The sequence below is a fragment of the Hoeflea sp. 108 genome (genome assembly GCF_000372965.1).
In the GTDB taxonomy this organism is placed as follows: Bacteria; Pseudomonadota; Alphaproteobacteria; order Rhizobiales; family Rhizobiaceae; genus Aminobacter.
The window spans coordinates 4525260-4550456 of record NZ_KB890024.1 but is presented as its reverse complement, the minus strand read 5'-3'; the positions used below and the strand labels follow the sequence as shown (position 1 = coordinate 4550456).

Genomic DNA, 25197 nt, shown 5'->3' with positions numbered 1-25197 from the left:
ATGGCGCCACCGCTTCTCAATCTCGACGCCATCCGGCTGACCTTTGGCGGCGTGCCGCTGCTCGACGGCGCGGCACTTTCCGCATCATCAGGCGACAAGATCGCGCTCGTCGGCCGCAACGGCTCGGGCAAGTCGACGCTGCTCAAGATTGCCGCCGGCATGGTCGAGCCGACCGATGGCGAGGTGTTTCGCCAGCCTTCGGCGACGATCCGCTACCTGCCGCAAGCCCCTGACATGGACGGCTTCGCCAGTGTGCGGGCCTATGTCGAGGCTGGACTCGGACCGGCCGACGACAGTCACCGCGCCACCTACCTGCTCGACCATCTCGGCCTGACGGGCGAGGAGCGCCCGGGTGATCTCTCCGGTGGCGAGGCCCGCCGCGCGGCACTTGCCCGCGTCATGGCGCCCGAGCCCGATATCCTGCTGCTCGACGAGCCGACCAACCATCTCGATCTCTCCGTCATCGAGTGGCTGGAAGAAGAGCTCATCCGTACCTCGTCGGCGCTGATCCTGATCTCGCACGACCGCCGTTTCCTCGAGCGCGTCAGCCGCAACACGGTGTGGCTCGATCGCGGCCAGACGCGCCGGCTCGACCGTGGCTTTGCCCATTTCGAGGAGTGGCGCGATCAAATCCTCGAGGAGGAAGAGCGCGACCAGCACAAGCTCGGCCGCCAGATCGTGCGCGAGGAGCACTGGCTGCGCTATGGCGTGACGGCGCGCCGCAAGCGCAACATGCGCCGGCTAGGCGAGCTTCAGTCGATGCGCCAGAAATTCCGCAGCCATCGCGGCGCCGAGGGCGTGGCGACGATGGTGGCGAGCGATGCTGCCGAGTCCGGCAAGCTGGTCATCGAGGCCAAGAACATCGAAAAGAGCTTCGGCGACCTGACCGTGGTCAAGGGCTTCTCGACCCGCATCCAGCGCGGCGACCGCGTCGGCCTTGTCGGGCCGAACGGCGCCGGCAAGACGACATTGCTCAAGATGCTGACCGGCGAGCTTGACCCAGATGCCGGCACTGTGCGGCTTGGCGTCAATCTCGAGATCGCAACCCTCGACCAGAAGCGTGAAGCGGTCGATCCGAACGAGACGCTGTCCAGCTACCTGACCGACGGGCGCGGCGAGAACCTCGTCATCAACGGCGAGCAGCGCCACGTCGTCTCCTACATGAAGGACTTCCTGTTCAAACCCGAACAGGCGCGCACGCCGGTGCGCGAGCTCTCGGGCGGCGAGCGCGCCCGGCTGATCCTGGCGCGCGTGCTTGCTCGTCCGGCCAATTTGCTGGTGCTCGACGAACCGACCAACGATCTCGACATGGAGACGCTGGAACTGCTGCAGGAACTGGTCGCAGGCTTTGCCGGAACCGTCATCCTGGTCAGCCACGATCGCGATTTCCTCGACCGCACGGTGACCAGCATCATTGCGCCCGACGGCGACGGCAAATGGGTCGAATATGCCGGCGGCTATGCCGACATGCTGGCCCAGCGCGGCGGCACCAAGCTCGACGACCGCAAGTCACGCAAGGCGAATGGCGAGGCGAATGCGGTACGCAGCGAGCCCGACGCTCCGAAGGGACCGGCCAAGAAGCTGTCCTTCAAGCAGAAATTCGCGCTCGAGAATCTGCCGAAGAAGATGGAAGCGGTGACGGCATCGATCTCGCGGCTGGAAAATCAGATCGCCGACCCGGCCTTCTATGAACGTGATCCCCACGGCTTCCAGAAGACCATCGCCGCCCTCGATAAGGAGCGGGCGACGCTCACAGCCCTCGAGGAAGAATGGCTGGAGCTGGAGATGCTGCGCGAGGAGCTCGAAGGCTAAGGCTCGCACGCCCTATGCGTGCCCGCCATGCCGCGGAGCTCCCAAGCGTGTCCGCAAGCCGACGAATGTGACCATCGACGCTGCTTTGGAATGTCGAGAACCAGGCAACCCTGGATGCCTGGAACGACCATGTCGGCAAGAACGGGTTGCTCCTGGCCAAATATCGGATGTTCTGATTGCCAGATACGACCTGTTCGTTGGCCCTTATGAAGGCGGCTACCTGTTGGATTTGCAGACGAACCTGCTTGATCGTCTGAAATCGCGTGTGGTGCCGCCGCTCTTGCGAGCGGCAGAAATCCCCGCCGATCAGGAAGCTCAATCCGGTTTTTGAGATCGGTGGCCGCAAGGTCGTGGTGGCAGCACACCACATCAGCGCAGATGCCGTTTCCGATTTGGGAGAATCGCAGGAAATCTGGCTGAGCACCATGACGAGGCTGTAGCCGCCCTGGACCTGCTGTTCCAGTGCTTCTGACGCGGGAGCCTCCCGCGTCAGCCGCTTGATTGCATGCAGCCCGAAGGGCTTTAGCCCGCTTCCTTGGCCTGCCAGGCCTTCATCGCGTCTTCAAAGACCTTGTCGCCGGGGATGCCCTTTTCCATAGTGAACAAGGCACGGCGGCCCGACTTGTAGACGACGGGCACGTCGATCCAGCTCTGCCGGCGCAGAAGGTTCAAATTGGCGTCGACCTCGGCCTTGTTGTCGTTGAGCGCAACAAGGAAAAAGCCGTCGGCAATCTTGGCGGGAATGCCGAGCAGCGGGCTGCCGGCGTCCTGTTCGGAGCTTTTCAGCGCCACGCGCAGGATGTTTTCGATGCCGCCGCCCTCGAAGCCGTCTGGCGTCAGGAAGATCATCTCGAGGATGTGGCTCGCCGGCAGCGTCTTGTCGGCGTTGCGGCGGATGGTCATGCGCAGCTGGATGTCCTTGCCTGGAATCGTCGCCTCGGCGCGGATTGCCGGTTCGGGCGGCAGGTCGCCGCCGGGCGATTCCTGGACCACGGTCCAGACGACGGAGCCCTGCTCGGCCGAGCCTTGCGCCACATTGGTGCGCTCTTCATAGAAGATGGCCTTCTGGCCGACCGCGACAGGCGCGTTCTCGCTTGCGGGAGGCGTCGTTGCGCCGGCCGCCGGCGGGGTGGCAGGTGTTGCGGGGGTGGTTGGCGTCGCCGCAGCGGGCTCAGGCGTGGTCGCCGGGGCCGGTGCGGGCGGCTGTGTCAGGGCTGCTACCGAAGTGCCTTCGCCAACGCCGTTGGTGCCGCTGGCCGGGCCGGGATCGACCTCCTTGCCGTCCTGCGTCATGCGCTGGGTGAACTTGCCCGGCTCGCCATTGGCCGGCGCCTGGGCGTTCTGCGTGCCGTTGGCGGGCGGAGGCGTCGTCGCCTCGTTGGCCGGTGCCGGCGTCTCGGCGGGTTTGTCGGTGCCGGAGCCGACGAAGGCATCGCGGTTCGACCACAGCGCATAGCCGCCGACGCCGAGCACGGCGACCGCAACGGTCGCGGCGATCAGACCGCCGCTGATGCGCTTGCGCGGCTTCTGCCTGGTCGCCTGGAACGGGTCGATATCCTCGTCCCTGGTGGCCTCGAACTGGTCGTCCTCGGCCGGCAGGGCGGGCTGGTCGTCTTCGTCATGTTCAGCCGCGAACTCGGAAAGCTCCTCGCGGGCCTGCGGTGCGTAGGACGATGCCGGCGCCTGCGTCGGGTAGCTCGGCGTTGCCTTGGGCTGTGCCGGCGGCTGCGGAGCGGGTGTCGGCGTCATGGGCGCCAGCGGGCGCCGCACCTCGGGCTCCGGCGCGCGCGGCGTGTAGACGGGCTGGTTCTTGTTGCGGTCGATCGAGGAGAACACATTCTCCAGCTCCGCCAGCGGATCGTTCTCCACGGGCTTTGCGGTGAACTCCGCCTCGACCGTCGCGATGGCGTCCTCGAGCGCCTTCTTCTGGCGATCAGCGACCGCTTCGGGCGGCGGCGGATTGAGGGCTGCAAGCTTGGCCGCAATCGTGCTGCGGGCCTTGTCATACACCCGTGCCCGCATTGCGGGCGTCGTGTCGCCCATGCCATCAAGCGTCTTTTTCAGAACCGCTACGAAGTCTGCCATTCTCTCGTCGACCTATCTTGTCGTCCCTGGGCCGCGTCTCCGCCTGACATTGCGGCCCACCGGAAAGGTATCAAAAATTAGTCTTCAAACGGGTCGGTCACAAGTATCGTGTCGTCCCGCTCGGGGCTGGTCGACAGCAGCGCCACCGGCGCACCGATCAGTTCCTCGATGTAACGCACATATTTGACCGCCTGCGCCGGGAGATCGTTCCAGCTGCGTGCGCCGGCCGTGGTTCCCTTCCAGCCTTCGAGCGTCTCGTAGACCGGCTCGACCCGTGCCTGCGCGCCTTGGCTCGCGGGCAGGTAGTCGATCAGTTCGCCGTCCAGCTTGTAGCCGGTGCAGACCTTGATCTCGTCGAGGCCGTCGAGCACGTCGAGCTTGGTCAGCGCGATGCCCTTGATGCCGTTGACGGCAACCGCCTGGCGCACCAACACGGCGTCGAACCAGCCGCAGCGGCGCTTGCGGCCCGTCACCACGCCGAATTCATGGCCACGGGTGCCCAGGAACTCGCCGATTTCGTTCTGCTGTTCGGTCGGGAAGGGGCCCTCGCCGACGCGGGTGGTGTAGGCCTTGGTGATGCCGAGCACGTAGTGGATCGATCCCGGACCCATGCCTGAACCGGCAGCTGCCTGGCCGGCCACCGTGTTGGACGACGTCACGAACGGATAGGTGCCGTGGTCGATGTCGAGCAGGGTGCCCTGCGCGCCTTCGAACAGGATGCGTTCGCCGGCGCGGCGCTTGTCGTCGAGCACTTTCCAGACGCGATCCATGTAGGGCAGGATCTTGTCGGCGACCGAGGTCAACTCGGCCATGATGGCCTCGTGCGTCACCTCGGGATGGCCGAGGCCGCGGCGCATCGCATTGTGGTGCGTGAGCAGCCTGTCGACCTTGACGGGAAGCGTTTCCAAATCAGCCAGATCCATCACCCGCACCGCACGGCGGCCCACCTTGTCTTCGTAGGCGGGGCCGATGCCGCGACGGGTCGTGCCAATCTTCGTTCCCGAATTGGAGGCGGCGTCCTCGCGGAAACCATCCAGCTCGCGATGCAGCGACAGGATTAGCGCGGTGTTTTCGGCGATTTTCAGGCGGTCCGGACCGATGTCGACGCCCTGGGCGCGGATCTTCTCGATCTCGGCCACGAAGGCATGCGGATCGAAGACCACGCCATTGCCGATGACCGACAGCTTGCCCTCGCGGACGACGCCGGAAGGCAGCAGCGACAGCTTGTAGACCTTGCCGTCCACCACCAGCGTGTGGCCAGCATTGTGGCCGCCCTGGAAGCGCACCACCACATCGGCGCGTTCGGACAGCCAGTCCACGATCTTGCCCTTGCCTTCGTCGCCCCACTGGGAGCCGACGACCACCACATTGGCCATGATTTCTTCCTTCCGGTTTCGCGTTGGGTCGCGAACAGTTCAAAATGACAGGCCTCTATAGCGCCAAGCAATTGGAAGCGCGACCTTTCTTTGCCTCCCGAGGCACAACAAATTCCGTCTTTGGACGCATTTACTTGGCCGGAATGGCCACTTAGGCGGGAATTGCGCCTTTTTGTCAGCGAGAGCCTGCCTGATGTATCGAAATGCCTATGTGCTGCTGCTTCTGACCGCCCTGTTTTGGGGCGGCAACGCCGTGGCAGGCAAGCTGGCGGTAGGGCACGTCTCGCCGATGTTCCTGACCATGACACGCTGGGGCCTGGCTGCAGTGCTGCTCGGCGCGGTCGGCTGGCCGCGGCTTCAGCGCGACTGGACCGTGGTGCGCAAGCACCTGCCTTTCCTTGTCGGGCTGGGCATGATGGGCTTTACGCTGTTTAATGTCGCGCTCTACTCGGCACTCACTTTCACCACCGCCATCAATGCCAGCATCGAGCAGGCAGGCATGCCGATGGTCATCTTCGCCGCCAATTTCCTGTTCTTCCGCATCAAGGTCGCCTTCGCCCAGGTGGTCGGTTTCCTGTTGTCTCTGCTGGGCATTGCCCTCACCGCCAGCCATGGCGACTTTGCCACTTTGCTCGCGCTCGACATGAATTTCGGCGACGGCCTCATGCTGATCGCCGTGATCGTCTACAGCGCCTACACGGTGGCGCTGCGCTTCAAGCCCGATATCCACTGGCAGAGCCTGATGATCATGCTGACAGCCTCGGCCTTCGTCACCTCGATCCCTTTCGCTGCCTGGGAGTATGCAACCGGCCGGTTCATCGCACCCGATCCGGTGGGCTGGGCATTGACTGTCTATATCGTGCTCTTTCCTTCGCTCATTGCGCAGATCTTCTACATCCGCGGCGTCGAGTTGATCGGCGCCAACCGGGCCGGCCTGTTCATCAATATGGTGCCGATCTTCGGCACTATCCTGTCGGTGCTGATCATCGGCGAGGATTTCGAACTCTATCACGCCATCGCGTTTGCCCTGGTGCTCGGCGGCATCTGGCTTGCCGAGCACAGCGGGCGCAAGATGGCGCAACCGTAGCGGGAACGGGGAGCGCATATCCCGCGTTATTGCGGACAGCCGGGGCAGGTATGCCAGCGGGATCCGAAGATGGGCGAGGCTCGGATGCAAGATGAGGCCGATCGACGGACCGGGTTGCAGGGCTCGCGCCTGCTCTTCGGCGCCTTGCAGGGTTGGCGCAGCCGTGACTTGAGTGGCGACCTGACGGCGGGACTTACGCTTGCGGCGATCGCCATTCCCGAGCAGATGGCCACTGCCCGCCTTGGCGATTTTTCGCCTGAAGTAGGCTTCTTCGCCTTCATTGCCGGTTCGCTGGCTTTCGCCGTACTCGGCGCCAGCCGCTACCTTTCCGCCGGTGCGGATTCGACCATAACGCCCATTTTCGCTGGCGGTCTTGCGCTGATCGCCACATCAGGGTCGCCGCAATATGCCGCGCTTGCCGCCATGCTGGCGCTGATGGTCGGCGCCATCGTCGTCGCCGGCGGATTGCTGCGGCTGGGCTGGCTGGCCGACCTGTTGTCCGTCCCCGTGACCTCAGGCTTTCTTGCCGGCATTTCGCTGCACATCATCATTTCGCAATTGCCGGGGGTGCTCGGCCTGCCGGCCGGCAGCGGCGATGTCTTCCAAAGACTGGCGGCGATCTATCATGATTTCGGGCAGGTCAATCTGTCGAGCGTGGCACTCGGGTTCGGCGTGTTTGCCGTCGTCTTTGCCGGCGAACGCATCAGCCCGCGCATTCCCGGTGCGCTCATTGCTTTGGCGCTCGCGACCTTGGCCGTCGTCGCGTTCGACCTGCCACGCCACGGCGTCGCTGTTCTCGGACCACTGCCTGAAGGTTTGCCGAACATCTCCGTTCCGTCGGTCGCGGTCGAGGACCTGCGCACGCTCGTGCCCACGGCGCTACTGATTGCGCTGGTGGTGATGGTGCAGACGGCTGCGACCACACGCTCCTTTGCCGGCCGGTCCGGCCAGGGGCCTGACGTCAACCGCGACTTTGTCGGTGTCGGTGCAGGCAGCCTGCTTGCCGGCCTGTTCGGGGCTTTTCCCGTCAATGCCAGCCCGCCGCGCACGGCGATCGTTTCGGAGACAGGCGGCCGGTCGCAGCTTGCCGGCCTGTTTGCGGCGGCGATCGTGCTGGCGCTCGTCCTGTTCGGCGCCAGGCTGCTCGCAAATGTGCCGGAGGCGGCGCTGGCCGGTGTCCTGTTTTTCGTCGCGCTGCGCATCCTGCGCTGGCCGACCTTTGTCGCAACGCTCAGGCAGGCGCCGGTCGAGTTCGCATTGATCGTGGTCACCGCGATCGCGATCGTGGCGCTGCCGATCGAGGTCGGTGTTGCTACCGGCATCGTGCTCTCTTTGCTGCACGGGCTGTGGGGCATGACCCAGGCCCGCGCCATCGAGTTCGAGAAGGTGCCTGGCACTTCGATCTGGTGGCCGCCGGACAAGGGCAAGGCTGGCGAGCAGGTGGCCGGCGTGCTGGTGGTGGCGTTCCAGGCGCCGCTGTCCTTCGTCAATGCCGAGCGGTTCCAGCGTGACCTGCAGGCGATGATCGCGGCTCGCGCCGGCGACCTGCGGCATGTCGTGCTCGAATGCAGCAGCGTCACCGACATCGACTACACTGCGGCCGGGGTGCTTTCCGACGTCATCGCCTCCTGCCGAAGCTCGGGCGCCAGCTTTTCGATCGCGCGGCTGGAATCGGTGCGGGCGCAGGCAGCCCTTGCCCGCTTCGGTATCGCCGGCGAGCTGGGACCCGATCACATCTTCCGCAGTGTCGACAACGCCGTTGCCGCGCTGACCGGGCAGGCAGTCGCGAAGAAAGGCAGCCAGCCATGATGAGCGAAACCAAACCCACCCTGAAGCCGGTTCTGGTGGCAGACCTCAGGCCGACGCAGATCACGGTCGGCTACCATGAAGTGGCGCTGAAACGTCACGAACTGCGAGCACTTTCGGTGACCAAGGCAGGTGCTTTCCTCGGTCATCATTTCGTTCCCGTCGTGCTCGGGCCCAAGGGGCGAAACCACATCGTCGACCATCACCACCTTGCCCGGGCGCTGTATGAGGAGGGCGTCAAGGACGTCTTCGTCACCGTCATTGCCGACCTGTCCATGCTAGACAAGGAGGCTTTCCTGGTGGTGCTCGACAACCGCGCCTGGATGCATCCATTCGATGCGACGGGAAAAAGAAGGCCCTATGCGGAGATCCCGAAGTCGGTCGACAGGCTCGTCGACGATCCTTACCGCAGCCTCGCCGGCGAGGTCCGGCGCAGGGGCGGCTATGCCAAGGACCTGACACCGTTCGCCGAGTTCCTCTGGGCCGACTTCTTCCGCCGGCGCGTCGACCTTGCCCTGATGAAGGACGATTTCGACAAGGCATCGCGACAGGCATTGCAACTGGCCCGCCAGACGGTTGCGAACTATCTGCCCGGCTGGAGCGGGGCAGATATGTAGATCTACCCGCTCAGCCAAAAGAAAAAGGCGCGGACCAAGCCGCGCCTTCTTTGCCTTGGGAGGCGATGATGTTCAGCGGCCGATCAGAAGCCGTTGACGTCGAACCGCAGGCGCCTGGCCGAGTCGATCGACTTGTGGTCGCGCACCTTGGCGAGCACGTCTTCGGGGAAGGGCGCGTCGAGATAGAGCAGCGCGATGGCATCGCCGCCTGGGCGGTCGCGGCCGAGCGAGAAGTTGGCGATGTTGACGCCGTTTTCGCCGCACACCGTGCCGAGCAGGCCGATGATGCCGGGCGCATCCGCATTGGTGGTGTAGAGCATGTGCTGGCCGACCTCGGCGTCGAGATTGATGCCCTTGATCTGGATGAAGCGCGGCTTGCCGTCGGAGAAGCAGGTGCCGGCGATCGAGCGCGTCATGTGCTCGGTCTTGACCGTCAGCTTGATGTAGCCGTCGAACACGCCCGACTTGTCGCGCTTGACCTCGGCGACGATGATGCCGCGCTCCTTCACCATGATCGGCGCCGAAACCATGTTGACGTCGGCGACCTGCGGGCGGATCAAGCCGGCAAGCGCTGCGCTGATCAGCGCCTTGGTGTTCATCTGGGCGGTCTGCCCGTCGAACAGGATCTCGACCTCGGTGATCGGATCTTCCGTCACCTGACCGACGAAGGCGCCCAGCACTTCGGCGAGCTTGACGAAGGGCTTCAGCCGCGGCGCCTCCTCGGCCGTGATCGAGGGCATGTTGATGGCGTTGGTGACAGCGCCCTTGACCAGATAGTCGGCCATCTGCTCGGCCACCTGAAGGGCCACGTTCTCTTGGGCCTCGGAGGTCGAGGCGCCGAGATGCGGGGTGCAGACGACGTTCTCCATGTTGAACAGCTCGTTCTGCTCGGCAGGCTCGACCTCGAACACGTCGATGCCGGCGCCCGCCACCTTGCCGCTCTTCAGCGCCGCGATCAGGTCCTTCTCGACCACCAGTCCGCCGCGGGCGCAATTGATGATGCGCACGCCGTCCTTCATCTTGGCGATCGCGTCGGCATTGATGATGTTGCGGGTCTTGTCGGTCAGCGGCGTGTGCAGCGTAATGAAGTCGGCGCGGGCGAGCAGCTCGTCGAGCTCGACCTTCTCCACGCCGAGTTCCTCGGCGCGATGCTCCGACAGGAACGGATCGAAGGCGACGACATGCATCTTGAGGCCGACGGCGCGGGTGGCGACGATCGAGCCGATGTTGCCGCAGCCGATCAGGCCGAGCGTCTTGCCGGTGATCTCGACGCCCATGAAGCGGTTCTTCTCCCACTTGCCGGCATGGGTAGAGGCATTGGCCTCGGGGATCTGGCGGGCGACGGCGAACATCAGTGCGATGGCGTGCTCGGCGGTGGTGATCGAATTGCCGAAGGGCGTGTTCATCACGATGATACCGCGGCGGGACGCAGCGGGGATGTCGACATTGTCGACGCCGATGCCGGCGCGGCCGACAACCTTCAGGTTGGTCGCAGCGGCGATCAGCTTTTCAGTCACTTTGGTGGCCGATCGGATGGCGAGACCATCATACTGGCCGATGACTTCGATCAGCTTTTCCTTGTCCTTGCCGAGATCAGGCAGATAGTCGACCTCGACGCCACGATCCTTGAAGATCTGGACGGCGGTGGTGGAGAGCTTGTCGGAAACGAGAACGCGGGGCATGGGCAAATCCTTTGCGATTGGCCTACCTCCCTCTTGCGGGAGGTCGGTCGCGGAGCGACCGGGTGAGGTAAATGGGTGAACGCAGGGAAGGGAGTGGCGACGGATGGATGCACTCCCAACCCAATCCGCCGTGCGGATTGACCCTCCCCACGAGGGGGAGGGCAAAGAGCGTCAGGCCGCTGCCTTGAGCGCGGCCTTCTGGTTGGCGAAGGCCCAGTCGAGCCAGGGCATCAGCGCCGCCAGATCGGAGGTCTCGACGGTGGCGCCGGCCCAGATGCGCAGGCCGGGAGGTGCATCGCGGTAGGCGCCGATGTCGAAGGCGACGCCTTCCTTCTCGAGCGCCGAGACCATGGCCTTGGCGAAGGCCGCCTGGCCGTCCTTGTCGAGGGCCGCGACCTCTGGATCGACGATCGACAGGCACACAGAGGTGTTGGAGCGCGTTTGCGGCACCACGGCCAGGTTGGCCAGCCAGCCCGATTCCTGGACGAAGGTGTCGATTGCCGCGAAGTTGGCGTCGGCGCGAGCGATCAGCGCGTCCAGTCCGCCCAGGCCCTTGGCCCAGTTCAGCGCGTCGAGATAATCCTCGACGCAGAGCATCGACGGTGTGTTGATGGTCTCGCCCTTGAAGATGCCTTCGATCAGCTTACCAGCAGACGTCAGGCGGAAGATCTTGGGCAGCGGCCAGGCCGGCTTGTAGGTCTCGAGGCGTTCGACGGCACGCGGGCTGAGGATCAGCATGCCATGCGCGCCTTCGCCGCCCAGCACCTTCTGCCAGGAGAAGGTGACGACATCGAGCTTCTGGAAATCGAGGTTTTGGGCGAACGCCGCCGAGGTGGCATCGCAGATGGTCAGGCCCTTGCGATCGGCAGGAATGAAGTTGCCGTTGGCAACACGCACGCCCGAGGTGGTGCCGTTCCAGGTGAAGACCACGTCGCGGTCGAAATCGACCTTGGCCAGATCGGGCAGCTCGCCATAGGGAGCCTCGAACTTGCGCACGTCTTCGAGCTTCAGCTGCTTGACCACGTCGGTGATCCAGCCGGCGCCGAAGCTTTCCCAGGCGACCATGTCGATGCCGCGCTCGCCGAGCAACGACCACATGGCCATCTCGACAGCGCCGGTGTCGGAAGCCGGCACGATGCCGATGCGGTAGTCGGCGGGAACCTGAAGAACCTCGCGGGTCAGCGCAATGGCCTGCTCGAGCTTGGTCTTGCCGATCTTGGCGCGATGCGAGCGGCCGAGCGGAGCGTCGGCGAGGCCATCAAGCGACCAGCCGGGACGTTTTGCGCAGGGACCTGAGGAAAAATTGGGGTTTGCCGGACGGAGTCCGGGCTTGGCGACGATCGTCATCGTGGTTCTATCCTTCCAGATAGTTGGCCCCTCGTTGGGGAGGGGTGGCCCACGGACGGCGATATTAGCAGCGGCCTCCGGCGTCAAGAGGAAATTAAGCGTCGCATCTGGAACAGTTTTCCAAATGCAAAGGCGACGGGCCAAAACCCGCCGCCTTTTGAATGGGTTGATCGTGGAGAGCGCCTACCAGAGATCGTAACGCAGGCCGACGCGGACCTGGTGGAAGTCGAGGCCCTTTTTCGTGTTGCCTGAGGGTATGTCGAAATATTCGAGACTCGGGGCAGACAGATACTGATAGCCAACGTCGATCGACGTGTTCTGGGCGACCTGATAGGCGACGCCCGCGCCGAGTGAATAGGCCAGCGCATACTGGGTCTCGCGATCGGAAAGGGCCTGGAACGTGTCTTCGACCTTGCGGCTCGAATAGAGCAGGCCAACACCGCCACCGACATAGGGTGTGAAACCGGCGATCGTGCCGAGGTCGACATAGGCGTTGGCCATGCCGCTCCAGATATTGCTTTCGGCCCGGATAGAGTCGGTGCCGTCAGTCCAATCATACTTGTCGTTGGACAGGAAGCCGACGTTCAGTTCGCCACGGAAGTAGTCGGTAAAGTGATAGCCGGCACCGATGCTGCCGTTGATACGCGTGCTGCGCGTGTCGACGCCACCGAACGTCACATCATAGGGTGACTTGTTGATGTTGTAGCCGAGGTCGCCGCGCAGGTACCAGCCGGAGCCGACCTCGACGGGAACGTACTCAGGCGCTTCCTCAACGACGACAGGTGGCTCGTAGTCCGCAGCTTGCACCGCCAGCGGCCACAGCATCGTTGCAGCCAGCGCCAGTGTAGCTCGTGAGGTGAGAATCATGATGGCATTCTCCTGAATGGCGCCGGCTGTTGCCCGAGAATCCAGCTACCGTTCCGAGCATTGTTAACCATGTCGGTTAAAGTGCGGTTAAGGCTAATGGATCGTTAGCGGGCTTTCGGCGAGCGGCCATGGGCAACGAAAAACCGCCCGGTATCGAGCCGGGCGGTTTTGACTGGCCTTGTTATCCAAGCGTCGCGACGACGCCAGGACGATCAGTTCAGCGAATAACGGACGCCGAGCTTGAAGTCATGCGAGGTGATGTCCTTGAAGTGCATGCCATTGTTCGGGATGTCGGCCGACGGGTCGTCATTGAAGATCTGGCCGGTGCGGGCATCGCCGAGATTGACGAAGCTGTAGCCGAGATCGACGGTCATGCGTTCTGTCGCCTGTATGCCGACGCCGGCATGCAATGCCCAGGCGAGGTTCCACTTCGAGGCTGCGGCCGCATAGCTGCCGCCACCGTTGATGATGTTGATGTCACGATAGCCAGAGATCGTGTTGCGCGACGCACCGATACCTGCACCAACGTAAGGCGTGATGCCATAGAAGGTGCCGACGTCGGCATAGGCATTGGCGAGGAACAGCCACTCGGACTTCTTGGCCTTATAGTCGTTCGTGTAAGGAGCGGCAGCGCCAAAGCGCACGCGATCCAAGGCCGAGAAGTCGGTGGCACCGCGATACTCTACGCTGATGTCGCCGCGAAGGAAGTCGTTGAACTTGTAGCCGACGCCTGCGCCGAAGGTCGGACCCGATGAGAATTTGCCCTTCTGTAGCCAGGTATGTTCAGAGATTGCAGGGTCCTCGAACAGGCTCGTTTCCAAGCTCTTGACCCTCTGATTGCTCATGCCGATATGGCCACGAAGGTACCAGCCGCCGTAGGAGGGCTGCTCGACTTCGATGATCGGCTCGGGCAAGTCCGCGGCAAATGCGGGGGCAGTGACGCTGACAAGCAGCGCGGCGGCGAACGCCTTCATTCCAAAATTTCGCATGATGATACCCTATACCTGCGGACCCGCTACGCGCCCGACCATGACTAACCGGGGTGGATAATGCTTGGTATAGGTTAAGGGGCGCTTAACCCTGCTGATTAACCATGACGACTTGCCGACGACTGCCTGGCGCCAAGTGGAAACCCGTTTGCGCATGCAAAAAAGCCCGCGCAAGGCGGGCTTTCTTCAATTGCTGAAGTCGTCGTGCCGGTCGGGCAAGTATCAGGCGGCCGAGCGGCTTTCAGAAATGACGTCGACGATGTCGTTGACGACGGACTCGACAAGCTGCGGGTCGTCGCCCTCGGCCATGACGCGGATCAGCGGCTCGGTGCCCGACGGGCGGATAACCAGCCGGCCGGTCTTGCCCAGGCGGTTGCGGCCTTCTTCGATGGCAGCCTTGACCGGGGCGTCTTCCAGCGGCTGGCCGCCGGCGAAGCGCACATTCTTGAGCAGTTGCGGCACCGGCTCGAAGGTGCGGCTCAGCTCGCTCATCGGCTTGTTGGAGCGCTTGATGCAGGCGAGCACCTGGAGTGCCGCCACCAGGCCGTCGCCTGTCGTGGAGAAGTCAGACAGCACGATGTGGCCCGACTGCTCGCCGCCGATGTTGAGGCCGTGCGCGCGCATGTGCTCGACGACGTAGCGGTCGCCGACCTTGGTGCGGTGCAGTTCGAGCTTGAGATCGCCGAGGAAGCGCTCAAGGCCGAGATTGGACATGACGGTCGCCACCACGCCGCCGCCGGCCAGGCGGCCGTTCTGCTGCCATGACTGGGCGATCAGGCCCATGATCTGGTCGCCGTCGACGATGGTGCCGTTCTCGTCGACGATGACGACGCGGTCGGCGTCGCCGTCGAGCGCGATGCCGATGTCGGCGCGCACTTCGTGGATCTTCTTCTGCAGGCCGGCCGGATGGGTCGAGCCGCACTCCTGGTTGATGTTGAAGCCGTTGGGCTCGACATTGATCGGGATAACTTCCGCGCCGAGTTCCCAAAGAACGGCAGGTGCGACCTTGTAGGCGGCGCCGTTGGCGCAGTCGACGACGATGCGCAGGCCCGACAGCGACATGGAGCGGGGCAGGGTGCGCTTGGCGAATTCGATGTAGCGATCATGCACGCCGTCGACGCGCTTGGCGCGGCCGAGGCCGTCGGAGTCGGCGAGCATTGCGGTCACGTCCTGGTCGAGCATGGCCTCAATGTTCTGCTCGATCTCGTCAGACAGCTTGTAGCTGTCGGGGCCGAACAGCTTGATGCCGTTGTCGTGGTAAGGGTTGTGCGAGGCCGAGATCATCACGCCGATGTCGGCGCGCAGCGAGCGCACCAGCATGGCGACTGCCGGCGTCGGAATCGGGCCGAGCAGGAACACATCCATCCCAGCGGCGCAGAGGCCAGCCACCAACGCGTTCTCGATCATGTAGCCCGAAAGGCGCGTGTCCTTGCCGACGACGACGCGATGCCTGTGGCTGCCGCGCTGAAAGGAGAGGCCGGCGGCCATGCCGACCTTCATGGCGATCTCCGCCGTCATCGGAAATTTGTTGGCCCGCCCGCGAATACCGTCGGTGCCGAAATAGCGTCCAGCCATGTTTAGCCTGTCCCCGTGGAGTCCACCCGCGATTGCTTTGCCACAATCAGCGGCGACCAACGCATCACATTTGGTGAGTTTATGTCATAAAACCTTAGAAAAGGGTTGGGGTTTTGCGTGGCAGTGATCTGCCGCCGCTCCAGCCATCTTGCGTATCTGACATCGAGAGCCGACAGCTATGGGGGCCGTGTGCCGGTCATTGCTGTGACTCGGGATCTGGCGATCTTGCCGGCCAGCCAGGATGGAGAGGGATTTTGCGTCAAAGGATCATCGTTTGCCCATTGATTGAAAATGAAGGGGCATATCTTCTTTGCAAGATGCCTGGCGACCGCGGGGTGTTTCCTGGGCAATGGGCACTTTCAGGCGGCGGACTGGAGCCTGGCGAAAACATCACCGAGGGATTGCTTCGTGAGATTCGAGAAGAGCTGGGCGCTGGCCTCGTCATTGAGGCGGTTCAGCCGTGGACGTTTCGCGACGATGTCAGGACAAAGTCCTACCCAGATGGAACGACCGAACAAGTCTATATGATCTATCTGATTTTTGACTGCAAAGCGGCCAATCGAAACGTAGCCATCAATGACGAATTCGAGGACTTCGCATGGGTTCTTCCGGGCCACTTCTAGAATTATGATCTCAATGAGGCGACGCGTACGACGCTGAGGGCCAGGGGGCTCATCCGCTCGTAGGCGAGGCAAACGATCGGGGTGATCGAATTCGGGCGTCGCCATTCTTGTCGCGATGGCGTTGCGCGATAGTTCGCCAGCAACCATTGCATCCAGAAAAACAAAAAACGCCGCCGAGTTTCCTCAGCGGCGTTTCTGCATTCGATCCAGTCAGGACCCGGTCAGTTCGACGGCTGGGGTTCCATGCCGCCTTCAGGCTCGGAACCCTTCTTCTTGCCGCGCGACGAGCCGGCCTTGGGCACGGCCGAGCCGCGCGAGGTTGGGGTGTCGTCGCCCATGTCGCGCGAGGGCTTGTTGCCGGCGATCAGCTGCTTGATCTCCTCGCCCGACAGCGTCTCGTATTCGAGCAGGCCTTCGGCCAGCGCGATCCAGTCCTTCTTCTTCTTGGTCAGGATCGAGCGGGCGGTGACATAGGCGTCGTCGATCAAGCGGCGCACTTCGGCGTCGATGATCTGTGCGGTCTCCTCGGAGACGTTCTGCGTGCGGGCCACCGAATGGCCGAGGAACACCTCTTCCTGGTTCTCGCCATAGGCGACCTGGCCGAGCTTGTCGGAGAAGCCCCAGCGCGTGACCATGGCGCGCGCCAGCTTGGTCGCCTGCTCGATGTCGGAGGAGGCGCCAGACGTGATGTTCTCCTTGCCGAACTTGATCTCCTCGGCAACGCGGCCGCCCATCATGATGGCGAGGCGCGAGACCATGTACTTGTAGCTCATCGAGTAGCGGTCGCCCTCGGGAAGCTGCATGACCATGCCGAGCGCACGGCCGCGCGGGATGATGGTCGCCTTGTGCAGCGGGTCGGCCGCCGGCACATTGAGCGCCAGGATGGCGTGGCCGGACTCGTGATAGGCCGTCAGCTCCTTCTCGGCCTGCGTCATGGCCGACGAGCGGCGCTCGGCGCCCATCATGATCTTGTCCTTGGCGTCCTCGAATTCCTGCATGGTGACGAGGCGCTTGTTGCGGCGCGCTGCCATCAGAGCGGATTCGTTGACGAGGTTCATCAGGTCCGCACCCGAGAAGCCCGGAGTGCCGCGTGCGACCGTCTTGAGGTCGACATTGGGGGCCAGCGGAACGTTACGGACATGAACCTTGAGGATCTTCTCGCGGCCGATGATGTCGGGGTTCGGCACCACGACCTGGCGATCGAAGCGGCCCGGACGCAGCAACGCGGGATCGAGAACGTCGGGACGGTTGGTAGCCGCGATCAGGATGATCGACTCGTTGGCCTCGAAGCCATCCATCTCGACCAGCAGCTGGTTCAGCGTCTGCTCGCGCTCGTCGTTGCCGCCGCCGAGGCCAGCGCCACGATGGCGGCCAACGGCGTCGATTTCGTCGATGAAGATGATGCAAGGCGCGTTCTTCTTGGCCTGCTCGAACATGTCGCGGACGCGGCTTGCACCGACACCGACGAACATTTCGACGAAGTCGGAACCCGAGATGGTGAAGAAAGGCACATTGGCTTCACCGGCGACCGAACGGGCCAAAAGCGTCTTGCCAGTGCCGGGAGGGCCTACGAGCAGCACGCCGCGCGGAATCTTGCCGCCGAGGCGCTGGAACTTCTGCGGGTCGCGCAGGAACTCGACGATTTCTTCGAGGTCTTCCTTGGCCTCGTCGACGCCCGCCACGTCCTGGAAGGTGACGCGGCCATGGGCCTCGGTCAGAAGCTTGGCCTTGGACTTGCCGAAACCCATGGCGCGGCCGGAGCCTGACTGCATCTGGCGCATGAAGAAGATCCAGACGCCGAGGATCAGGATCATCGGCAGCCAGGACAGCAGCACGTTGAAGATCGAGCCGGAGCCGTCGTTTTCGGGGCGAGCGTTGATGGTGACGTTCTTCTGCTCCAGGCGCGACACGAGGTTGCTGTCGCCGGGCGAATAGGTCTGGAAGCCGTTGGAATTGTCGATGTAGCTGCCGCTGATGCGATCACCGGCAATCGTCACCGACTTGATGCGTCCCGAATTCAGGTCCTGGAGGAACTGCGAATAAGGCACTTCGCTCGACGCGCCGCGGGTTTGCGGGGTCTGGAACAGGTTGAACAGGGCGATGAGCAGAACGGCTATGATCGCCCACAGCGCGAAGTTGCGATAGTTCGGATTCATCGAATGTCCCGTTGGCGTTTTTCAGGGAACGCGCATGGTAAGAGTAAGCTTGCCCCTAACATAGGGAGGGGCTGCCACATTGCCAAGCTTGTACCTAAGTCGAGGTTAAGCTTGGATGCCAATGTGGCCACGGCATGGCGATGGCGGAATTGAGGCGGTGCCGAGCAGTTTTGTCACCGCCTTTGCCGGCGCCATGTCGAAGGCCGGCAGGAAACGCGTCCAGGGTGCGGCGACCGGAGTGCGGCTCGTTTCCGATAGCAAGCCGGCGCATGTTCCGTCGCGCCAGAGCGCGGGCTCGGCCGCAAGTGCAGTCTGGGCAAGACTTTGCGGTGCCGAGCTTTCGCCGGACAGCTTGCTGGCCATCGCTGTGCCGAGCGGTGCAACCACCAAATCCGCCCTTTCAAACATCTGCAGAAGCCTGTAGCGGCCGTCCCAGGTGCCGGCCCGCAGCGGCATAGGCGCAGGCAGTCCACGCCCTTCGCGGCATAGAAAAACGCCCTGCCGGCGGGCATCGACAAGCGCGCGCGACAATGTGGCGCGGACCGGCTTTTTTGCATTGGGGACATCGACAAGGCCAGCCAGCAGGGACTGCGCGCTGGCGCTGTCGGGCAGTTGGGGTACACCGCCTGCTACCGCAACCAGGATGCGAAGGGCATAGCGGGCGGCTTCGCCGTCCGTTGTATCAGTGAATTCGGGGGCGAGGCAGATCAGCCCCGTGGCGGGCCGGCTGCCATACGCCTCAATCAGGGCTGCTGCTCGCATGCCGAGGTCGATCCTTGCCGAAGCCGCCTCGCGCTGGTCGGCCAGGGCTTGCTGCAAGCGGGCGTTGCCTTCGCTTGTGAGTGCCTTGCGCATGCGCGGGCGTTCATAGGTCTCGTTGGCGTTGGTGGGATCGTCGAGCCAACCTGTGTCGCGGGCGCGCAACGCATCGCGCAGGCGTTCGCGCCTCAAGCCGAGCAGGGGCCTGACGATCCAGATGTCGCCGTCGAACAGCGTGGCGGGTGCCATGCCGGCTGCGCCGCGTCCGCTGCCGCGTTCGCCGCGCATCAGCACGGTTTCGGCCTGGTCGTCGGCGGTGTGGCCGGTGGCGACAACGGTCGCGCCGGCTTCGCGGGCTGCTCGGGCGAGAAGATCGTAGCGGGCGTCGCGTGCGGCGGCTGCGATGCCGGTCGACGGCTTGTCGCCGGTCCAGCGCATGATGCGGTGGGCAATGTTGTGCCCGGCGCACAAACGTGCCACCTCGTCGGCCTCCGCGCCCGAACCGGGTCTCAGCCCGTGGTCGACGGTAATGGCCAGCAGTTGCGTTTCAGGCGCATGCCGGTCGAGGTGGGATTTGAGAAGGAGAAGAAGGGCGGTGGAATCGCTGCCGCCGGAAATGGCGGTGACGATGGTTTTCTGCGAGGCGAAGTCGAACTCGGAGAAGGCCTGGAAAAAGTCTGTGTCGGGCACCTGCGTCAGCACGCGGCGGCTGTCCGTTCCTGCTTGACCCGCTCCTTGAGCGCGCCTGAGATGTCGGGGTAGCGCTTGCCGATCTCGCTGAAGGTGGCGCAGGCCACTTCGCGCTGCTTGAGGCCAACAAGCGAAACGCCAAGCTTGAGCATCATTTCAGGTGCCTTCTTGGACTTGGGGTATTCCTTGGAGGCGTTCAGGAAAATCTCGGCGGCGTCGCGATACTTCTTCTGTCCCAAGAGCGACTCACCCAGCCAGAAGCGGGCATCGGCTGTCTTGGGGTCGGCCGGAAAGCGGGCGATGTGGTCGCGGAAACCCTGCTCGGCGGTGGTGTAGTCGCCCGACAGCACGAACTGGTAGGAATTGCGGTAGATCTCGTCCGGATCGTTGGTCGAGGGCAACGAGGCGACCTTCGGCGCGCTGGGCGCGGCTGCGGGTGCAGTGGGCTGGGCCCTGGGCAGGGGGGCCGCAGTGGGGTGCTCGTCGGTTGTGCTCGAAACCACGTTGCCGTTCTTGTCGACGGTGATGGTGCCGAAGGTCGTGGGCGGCGCGCCATTGCCGCCGGGCAGGGTGGTGCCGGGATCGCCCGTGCCGGATTCGACGATCACGTCCTCGACCGACTGTCCACCGGCGGCAGGAGCGGCAGGTGCCGAAGCCGTCTGCTGGTGCGAGGTTCCCGGTTGAGGCGCCACTGGCGCCTCAACGATCGAGTTGTTGGTCTTGCCGGAAGCATCGGACTTCTTCTGTCCGCCGCTACCTTCGAGCTCCTGGAAGCGGAACTCGTTGTCTTCCTGCATCTTCCGCATCTGCTCCTGCATCTGCAGCAGCTGGAAGTTCAGCTCTTCGATCGAGCCGTTGAGCTTGCGGATCTGCTCCTCGAGCGCGGTCACGCGCGGGTCGCCCGCCTGGGCGAGCTGGACCGTGCCCTGGTCGCTCTTGCTGCCGAAAACGCCCGGCAGGCCGATCTTGGGGATTTCAATGCTCAGCCCGGAACCGTCGCGCGCATGCGCTGAAGCCCCGAACAGCAGGAAGATGGCTAGGGTGCCACTCAGGATTGATCGAAAATGCATTAGCCTCTCGCCGTGGAACGGAAATGGTTGCTTCGCGCCGATGCGCTTTCGTCATTTATCAGGACGCGAGACTTCGGCCAAATTTTGTTTCGTCCGGTTGTGCGGAATGCCTGAAAAGCAAAAGGCGGCCCGGAGGCCGCCTTTCGAAGTCAGTGTGACTATTCTGCCGATCAGCTGCCGGCGCCCGACAGGGTCGTGACGGCGCGGCGGTTCTGCGACCAGCAGGAGATGTCGTCGCAGACGGCGACCGGACGTTCCTTGCCGTAGGAGATGGTCTTCAGGCGGTTCGAGGCGACGCCCTGCGAGATCAGGAAGTCGCGGGCCGCCGCAGCGCGGCGGGCGCCGAGAGCCAGGTTGTATTCGCGGGTGCCGCGTTCGTCGGCATGGCCTTCGACGACGATGCGGTACTGACCGTACTTGTTCAGCCACTGTGCCTGGCGGGCGAGAATGCCCTGCGCGTCGGCGCGGATCGACGAGGAGTCGGTGTCAAAGAAGATGCGGTCGCCGACATTGACGGTGAAGTCCTGCGACGAGCCCGGAGTGGCCGCACCGGCGCCACCGCCGAGGCCGAGGTCGGCCGCGCTGTTGGGGGTCTTCTTCGAGGCGCAGCCGGCAATTGCCAGCGAGGCGACAAGGGCCACGACCACGGGGTTGGTTGCAAACTTAGCGATACGGCGCATCCCGCCTCTCCTTCGCATTCGAGTGATTTCGTTGAACATCCAGTAACCACGTTGCAGTTAACCGGCGTTCAAGAAACATGGTTAAAAATCAGTTGCCGCGTATCTTTGCGTCCCCGCAACGCGGCAATCTGCCAGTCTCAATTTCGCCGCGCACCCTAGGCGGAAATGCGGCGGAAAGGCGGCATTGTCAGGCAAATGACGCCGCCTGTTTCGATTGGTCGCGCCCGCGGCTGTAAGGTTAACCGCGGGCGGACCGGATCAGTCGAGCAGCGGCGACCAGGCCGGGTCGGAGGCAAAGCCCTGTGTCGGGATCGCCTGCTCGTTGCGGCCGGTGAGGTCGATCGAATAGAGCTTGGGGCCGCCGCCGCCGGGCGCATCACGGAAGAACATGACGACACGGCCGTTCGGCGCCCAGGTCGGACCTTCCTGCTGGAAACCGGTCGACAGGATGCGCTCGCCCGAGCCGTCGGTCTTCATCACGCCGATCTGGAACTGGCCGCCCGACTGCTTGGTGAAGGCGATCAGGTCCCCGCGTGGCGACCACACCGGCGTCGAATAGCTGCCGCCGCCGAAGGAGACGCGGGTCTGGCCGGAGCCGTCGGCGCCCATCACGTAGATCTGCGGCTGACCGCCACGGTCGGAGGTGAAGACGACCTTGGAACCGTCAGGCGAATAGGATGGCGAGGTGTCGATGGCGCTGGAGTTGGTCAGGCGCGTGGTTGTGCGGCTGCGCAGGTCCATCGAGAAGATGTTCGAATTGCCGTCGTCGCGCAGCAGGCTCATGATGACGCGCTGGCCGTCAGGCGAGAAGCGCGGCGCAAAGGTCATGCCGGGGAAGTTGCCGACGAGTTCGCGCTGGCCGGTCTCGATCTGCAGCAGATAGACCTGCGGCTGGCCGCTCTCGTAGGACATGTAGGTGATTTCCTGACGCGTCGGCGAGAAGCGCGGCGTCATGGCTATCGAACGGCCGTCCGAGAGGTAGCGCACATTGGCGCCGTCCTGATCCATGATCGCAAGCCGCTTCTTGCGCGCGGTCTTGGCACCCGTTTCGTCGATGAAGACGACACGGGTGTCGAAATAGCCTTTCTCGCCGGTCAGACGCTCGTAGATGGCGTCGGCGATGATGTGGGCAATGCGGCGAGAATTGGCCTTGTTGGCAAAGAACTGCTCGCCGGCGAGCTGCTGGCCGGCGAAGGTGTCCCACAGGCGGAACTCAGCCTTCAGCCTGCCGTCAGCCTCCTGGCTGACGCGGCCGGTGACGAGCGCCTGGGCATTGATGACCTTCCAGTCCTCGAAGCGCGGCGCGACGTCGGGATTGGAGATTTTCTCGATGAAAGCGCCCTTGTCGATCGGCGCGAACAGGCCGGAGCGCTTCAGGTCGGCGGCGACGATGCCGGCGATCTCGGCCCCCATTGCATCGCCCGACAGGAAATCGGTGATGGCGATGGGCAGCGGCTCGACATTGCCCTTGTTGACGTCGATCTCGACCAGCGCCCGGGCGGGCAGGGTGGCAAAGGCGGTCATGCCGCTCGCCATCGCACTGATCAAAAGGATCGCTTTGATTACATGCTTCATTAGACAGGCCTCTTAGGTCCGGGTGAGCGGCTTGCGCTCAGAACATCTCGCTCGGGTCGAAATTGACGATGACTTGGTCCCAGCCGCCGGCATATTTGTCAGCCGGCAGATTGTAGGGCGCGCATTGGAGGACGGCGCGGCGTGCCGATTCCGCGGCTGCGCGCTCGATGCCTGCCGAGCCGCCGCCGGAGATGATCTCCGGGCGCCCCTCGACTTCACCTGTTGGCGTCAGCCTGAACTGCACGGAAACCTTGAGGTTGCCGCCGTCCATCGCACCTGCCGGCACGTTCCAGCAGCGCTGGATTGCGCCGCGCAGGGCGTCCATCTCGCTCTGGCTCAGCTTGTTGCCGCCGGTGTCCTTCTTGCCGCCGAGCGATGCCTGTTCGGTGGAGCGCTTGGCGCCGCCGCCCGAAGGCTTCTGCTTGTTGAGAAGGGCGGCCACCTCGTCGGCGTTGAACTCCTTCTCCTCGGACTTCGGCTTGGACGAGGCCTGCTGGGTCTGCTTGTCTTCCTGCTTGCGCTCGGGCGTCTTGGCCGTCTGCGCCTGGGGCGGCTGCGGCTTGGCCTCGGGGGCGGGCGCATTCTCCGGCAGCTTCATCGCCTCGGCCTCGGCCTGATCCGAAACGATGGTCTGGGCCACCGGGTCGGGCTTGACCTCCTGCTTGGGCTGCGGCTGCGGGGTCACTTCCGTCGCCGGCACGGGCGTCGGCTTCTGCTCGGCCTGCTTCACCGGCTCGGGCTTTGGCTGTTCGGGCGTCGGCTTGGGTTCGGGCTTGGGCGAGGGCGGTGTGGCGCCGGTCGCCTCGACATCCTTCTGCGTCGGCTCGGGCGCCGGCGGCTTGTCGCTGTCGACCTTGTTGTCGCCGACGTTCTGCGCGTCGGCGACAATGTCGGGCCGCTGTGTCGGCTTCGGCGCCGGCTTCTCCTTGGCGGGAGCCTGCTTGTCGCCCTTCTGGATCTGGGTGATCGATTCCACCGGCACGATGTCGACCGGGAACGCCTCGACGTCGGCGACTTCGAGGGCGCTCGGGGACGACAGCGAGAACAGGCCGAAGCCGAGCACCGCTGCATGCAGGACCACAGATGTCGTGAGGCCGGTCTTCATTTTCGCGGACTACTTGTCCTGTTCCTGAAGGGTGACGAGGCCGAGGTTCTTGTAACCAGCGGCCGAGATGCGGGCCATGACCTGCATCACCGTGCCGTAGTCGGCGGTCTTGTCGCCGCGCACATAGATGCGCTCCTCGTAGCCGGTCTTGGCGATGGCCTCGAGTTTCGGCACGACCTCTTCAAGCGCGATCTCGGTTTCCTGCAGATAGATCTGGCCGCCCTGGTTGACCGAGACGGTGATCGGCTGCGTGTCGGAATTGAGCGCCTTGGCCTGCGTTTCCGGCAGGTCGATGGGCACGCCCACGGTCATCATCGGTGCGGCCACCATGAAGATGATGAGCAGCACCAGCATGACGTCGACCAGAGGCGTGACGTTGATCTCGGAAACCAGCGCATGACGGCGTCCCCGCCGCCCGCGTCCGCCGCGGCCACCGCCGCCTGCGCCAACTGACATTCCCATGGTCTACTCCTCAGGCCGCCCGCTGCGCGACTTTTTCATCGATTTGGCGCGACAGTATGGCGGAGAATTCGTCGGCGAAGCCTTCCATGCGCGCCGCCAGCTTGCCGGCGTCGGATGACAGCTTGTTGTAGGCGATGACGGCAGGGATAGCGGCGAGCAGGCCGATGGCGGTCGCCAGCAGCGCTTCGGCGATACCCGGGGCGACGACGGCGAGGTTTGTCGACTTGGAGCCGGCGATGGCCTGGAACGAGGTCATGATGCCGATGACGGTGCCGAACAGGCCGATGAAGGGAGCTGCCGAGCCGATGGTGGCGAGGAAGCCGAGGCGGCCTTCGAGACGTTCCATCTCGCGGGTCAGCGCAAGGTCCATGGCCTTGTCGATGCGGGTCTGCAGGCCAAGCGGTGACTTGGCGCCCTTCTCGAAGCTCTTCTTCCATTCACGCATGGCGGCGACGAAGATCGCGCTCATGCCCGTGGTCTTGCGATCGGAGAGGTTGCGGTAAAGCTCTTCCAGCGACTGGCCCGACCAGAAGATCTGCTCGAAGCGATTCAGCGCCGCACGCATGCGGTTGTAGGAGATGACCTTGTCGACGACGATCGCCCAGGTCCAGACCGAAGCGCCGAGCAGGCCCAGCATCACCAGCTTGACGACCCAGCCGGCCTGCCAGAACAGCGCCCAGATCGACACGTCGGCGCCATGCTGAGCGAGAGGTAGGTTTTCCATCTTGAAACAGTCCTTAAGATTTCCGGGCCTGGCTACAGAGCCTGCTTTGAATTTCGGATCGGGCCGCCTTGCAGCCGGGTAGGGTCATTGCGATCCCAAGTTCAAAACAG

Annotated in this window: 21 protein-coding genes; 6 read left to right on the top strand and 15 right to left on the bottom strand. The window is 63.9% G+C overall.

The genetic code is table 11. The features are described from left to right. On the top strand, positions 1–1812 hold the full coding sequence (locus B015_RS0122635; protein ID WP_018430028.1) for an ABC-F family ATP-binding cassette domain-containing protein: 1812 nt from the start codon (positions 1–3) through the stop codon (positions 1810–1812). Between the two features lie 67 nt (positions 1813–1879). Further along, positions 1880–2143 carry a CcdB family protein gene (locus B015_RS33915; RefSeq protein WP_245262249.1) on the top strand — a complete coding sequence of 88 codons (264 nt, stop codon included), beginning with the start codon at positions 1880–1882 and terminating at the stop codon, positions 2141–2143. A gap of 191 nt (positions 2144–2334) precedes the next feature. Here B015_RS33915 and B015_RS0122625 read toward each other — a convergent pair whose 3' ends face one another. Further along, entirely contained in the window at positions 2335–3897 is a 1563-nt protein-coding gene (locus tag B015_RS0122625) for a hypothetical protein (RefSeq protein ID WP_026227611.1), read from the bottom strand. 77 nt (positions 3898–3974) lie between these two features. Further along, positions 3975–5273 carry an adenylosuccinate synthase gene (locus tag B015_RS0122620; protein WP_018430025.1) on the bottom strand — a complete coding sequence of 433 codons (1299 nt, stop codon included), beginning with the start codon at positions 5271–5273 and terminating at the stop codon, positions 3975–3977. 193 nt (positions 5274–5466) lie between these two features. On the opposite strand from B015_RS0122620, the gene B015_RS0122615 reads away from it, so the two are divergent. The 3 genes from B015_RS0122615 to B015_RS0122605 all read left to right on the top strand — a co-directional run bounded on the left by B015_RS0122615 (position 5467) and on the right by B015_RS0122605 (position 8783). Then, positions 5467–6360, top strand: a complete 894-nt coding sequence (locus B015_RS0122615; protein WP_018430024.1) for a DMT family transporter — start codon at positions 5467–5469, stop codon at positions 6358–6360. 84 nt (positions 6361–6444) lie between these two features. Next, positions 6445–8169, top strand: a complete 1725-nt coding sequence (locus B015_RS0122610) for a SulP family inorganic anion transporter (RefSeq protein ID WP_051091991.1) — start codon at positions 6445–6447, stop codon at positions 8167–8169. Beyond that, positions 8166–8783 (top strand): ParB-like protein, encoded by a 618-nt coding sequence (locus B015_RS0122605; protein ID WP_026227610.1) that lies wholly within the window; start codon positions 8166–8168, stop codon positions 8781–8783. The genes B015_RS0122610 and B015_RS0122605 overlap by 4 nt, the downstream gene beginning before the upstream one ends. Positions 8784–8866: 83 nt before the next feature. Here the strand turns inward: B015_RS0122605 and serA are convergent, their stop codons facing one another. From serA to glmM, 5 genes are all read right to left on the bottom strand, one after another. After that, positions 8867–10465 (bottom strand): phosphoglycerate dehydrogenase, encoded by a 1599-nt coding sequence (serA, locus tag B015_RS0122600; RefSeq protein ID WP_018430021.1) that lies wholly within the window; start codon positions 10463–10465, stop codon positions 8867–8869. A 171-nt stretch (positions 10466–10636) separates the two neighbouring features. After that, positions 10637–11812 carry a phosphoserine transaminase gene (locus tag B015_RS0122595; protein ID WP_018430020.1) on the bottom strand — a complete coding sequence of 392 codons (1176 nt, stop codon included), beginning with the start codon at positions 11810–11812 and terminating at the stop codon, positions 10637–10639. 183 nt (positions 11813–11995) lie between these two features. Then, positions 11996–12679 carry an outer membrane protein gene (locus B015_RS0122590; RefSeq protein ID WP_018430019.1) on the bottom strand — a complete coding sequence of 228 codons (684 nt, stop codon included), beginning with the start codon at positions 12677–12679 and terminating at the stop codon, positions 11996–11998. Positions 12680–12891: 212 nt separating this feature from the next. Beyond that, positions 12892–13653, bottom strand: a complete 762-nt coding sequence (locus B015_RS0122585) for an outer membrane beta-barrel protein (RefSeq protein ID WP_018430018.1) — start codon at positions 13651–13653, stop codon at positions 12892–12894. Positions 13654–13890: 237 nt separating this feature from the next. Beyond that, complete coding sequence (gene glmM / locus B015_RS0122580; RefSeq protein ID WP_018430017.1) at positions 13891–15243, bottom strand: phosphoglucosamine mutase; 1353 nt, start codon at positions 15241–15243, stop codon at positions 13891–13893. A gap of 254 nt (positions 15244–15497) precedes the next feature. Here glmM and nudI point away from each other — a divergent pair, with 254 nt between their 5' ends. Continuing rightward, positions 15498–15866: a nucleoside triphosphatase NudI gene (nudI, locus tag B015_RS31445; protein WP_051091922.1), complete on the top strand. Its 369-nt coding sequence runs from the start codon at positions 15498–15500 to the stop codon at positions 15864–15866. A gap of 221 nt (positions 15867–16087) precedes the next feature. Here the strand turns inward: nudI and ftsH are convergent, their stop codons facing one another. From ftsH to tolQ, 8 genes are all read right to left on the bottom strand, one after another. Beyond that, positions 16088–18022 (bottom strand): ATP-dependent zinc metalloprotease FtsH, encoded by a 1935-nt coding sequence (gene ftsH, locus B015_RS0122570; RefSeq protein ID WP_018430015.1) that lies wholly within the window; start codon positions 18020–18022, stop codon positions 16088–16090. Between the two features lie 105 nt (positions 18023–18127). Continuing rightward, on the bottom strand, positions 18128–19483 hold the full coding sequence (gene tilS, locus B015_RS0122565) for a tRNA lysidine(34) synthetase TilS (protein WP_018430014.1): 1356 nt from the start codon (positions 19481–19483) through the stop codon (positions 18128–18130). Continuing rightward, positions 19477–20541 carry a tol-pal system protein YbgF gene (ybgF, locus tag B015_RS0122560; RefSeq protein WP_018430013.1) on the bottom strand — a complete coding sequence of 355 codons (1065 nt, stop codon included), beginning with the start codon at positions 20539–20541 and terminating at the stop codon, positions 19477–19479. The genes tilS and ybgF overlap by 7 nt, the downstream gene beginning before the upstream one ends. Before the next feature lie 170 nt (positions 20542–20711). Then, positions 20712–21221, bottom strand: a complete 510-nt coding sequence (pal, locus tag B015_RS0122555; protein WP_018430012.1) for a peptidoglycan-associated lipoprotein Pal — start codon at positions 21219–21221, stop codon at positions 20712–20714. A gap of 258 nt (positions 21222–21479) precedes the next feature. Next, positions 21480–22796: a Tol-Pal system beta propeller repeat protein TolB gene (gene tolB / locus B015_RS0122550; protein ID WP_018430011.1), complete on the bottom strand. Its 1317-nt coding sequence runs from the start codon at positions 22794–22796 to the stop codon at positions 21480–21482. Between the two features lie 37 nt (positions 22797–22833). After that, positions 22834–23901 (bottom strand): hypothetical protein, encoded by a 1068-nt coding sequence (locus B015_RS0122545; protein ID WP_018430010.1) that lies wholly within the window; start codon positions 23899–23901, stop codon positions 22834–22836. A gap of 9 nt (positions 23902–23910) precedes the next feature. Beyond that, the gene (gene tolR, locus B015_RS0122540; RefSeq protein ID WP_026227608.1) at positions 23911–24363 is read right to left on the bottom strand and encodes a protein TolR; all 453 of its coding nucleotides are present in this window, start codon (positions 24361–24363) and stop codon (positions 23911–23913) included. Positions 24364–24373: 10 nt separating this feature from the next. Then, positions 24374–25087 carry a protein TolQ gene (gene tolQ / locus B015_RS0122535; protein ID WP_018430008.1) on the bottom strand — a complete coding sequence of 238 codons (714 nt, stop codon included), beginning with the start codon at positions 25085–25087 and terminating at the stop codon, positions 24374–24376. Between the last annotated feature and the right edge of the window lie 110 nt (positions 25088–25197).

What these genes read in the sequence shown, in the direction of transcription:
- B015_RS0122635 (WP_018430028.1), top strand. Translation starts at nt 1, where the DNA reads ATGGCGCCACCGCTTCTCAATCTCGACGCCATCCGGCTGACCTTTGGC.
- B015_RS0122625 (WP_026227611.1), bottom strand. Translation starts at nt 3,897, where the DNA reads ATGGCAGACTTCGTAGCGGTTCTGAAAAAGACGCTTGATGGCATGGGC.
- B015_RS0122620 (WP_018430025.1), bottom strand. Translation starts at nt 5,273, where the DNA reads ATGGCCAATGTGGTGGTCGTCGGCTCCCAGTGGGGCGACGAAGGCAAG.
- B015_RS0122615 (WP_018430024.1), top strand. Translation starts at nt 5,467, where the DNA reads ATGTATCGAAATGCCTATGTGCTGCTGCTTCTGACCGCCCTGTTTTGG.
- B015_RS0122610 (WP_051091991.1), top strand. Translation starts at nt 6,445, where the DNA reads ATGCAAGATGAGGCCGATCGACGGACCGGGTTGCAGGGCTCGCGCCTG.
- B015_RS0122605 (WP_026227610.1), top strand. Translation starts at nt 8,166, where the DNA reads ATGATGAGCGAAACCAAACCCACCCTGAAGCCGGTTCTGGTGGCAGAC.
- serA (WP_018430021.1), bottom strand. Translation starts at nt 10,465, where the DNA reads ATGCCCCGCGTTCTCGTTTCCGACAAGCTCTCCACCACCGCCGTCCAG.
- B015_RS0122595 (WP_018430020.1), bottom strand. Translation starts at nt 11,812, where the DNA reads ATGACGATCGTCGCCAAGCCCGGACTCCGTCCGGCAAACCCCAATTTT.
- B015_RS0122590 (WP_018430019.1), bottom strand. Translation starts at nt 12,679, where the DNA reads ATGATTCTCACCTCACGAGCTACACTGGCGCTGGCTGCAACGATGCTG.
- B015_RS0122585 (WP_018430018.1), bottom strand. Translation starts at nt 13,653, where the DNA reads ATGAAGGCGTTCGCCGCCGCGCTGCTTGTCAGCGTCACTGCCCCCGCA.
- glmM (WP_018430017.1), bottom strand. Translation starts at nt 15,243, where the DNA reads ATGGCTGGACGCTATTTCGGCACCGACGGTATTCGCGGGCGGGCCAAC.
- ftsH (WP_018430015.1), bottom strand. Translation starts at nt 18,022, where the DNA reads ATGAATCCGAACTATCGCAACTTCGCGCTGTGGGCGATCATAGCCGTT.
- ybgF (WP_018430013.1), bottom strand. Translation starts at nt 20,541, where the DNA reads ATGCATTTTCGATCAATCCTGAGTGGCACCCTAGCCATCTTCCTGCTG.
- pal (WP_018430012.1), bottom strand. Translation starts at nt 21,221, where the DNA reads ATGCGCCGTATCGCTAAGTTTGCAACCAACCCCGTGGTCGTGGCCCTT.
- tolB (WP_018430011.1), bottom strand. Translation starts at nt 22,796, where the DNA reads ATGAAGCATGTAATCAAAGCGATCCTTTTGATCAGTGCGATGGCGAGC.
- B015_RS0122545 (WP_018430010.1), bottom strand. Translation starts at nt 23,901, where the DNA reads ATGAAGACCGGCCTCACGACATCTGTGGTCCTGCATGCAGCGGTGCTC.
- tolR (WP_026227608.1), bottom strand. Translation starts at nt 24,363, where the DNA reads ATGGGAATGTCAGTTGGCGCAGGCGGCGGTGGCCGCGGCGGACGCGGG.
- tolQ (WP_018430008.1), bottom strand. Translation starts at nt 25,087, where the DNA reads ATGGAAAACCTACCTCTCGCTCAGCATGGCGCCGACGTGTCGATCTGG.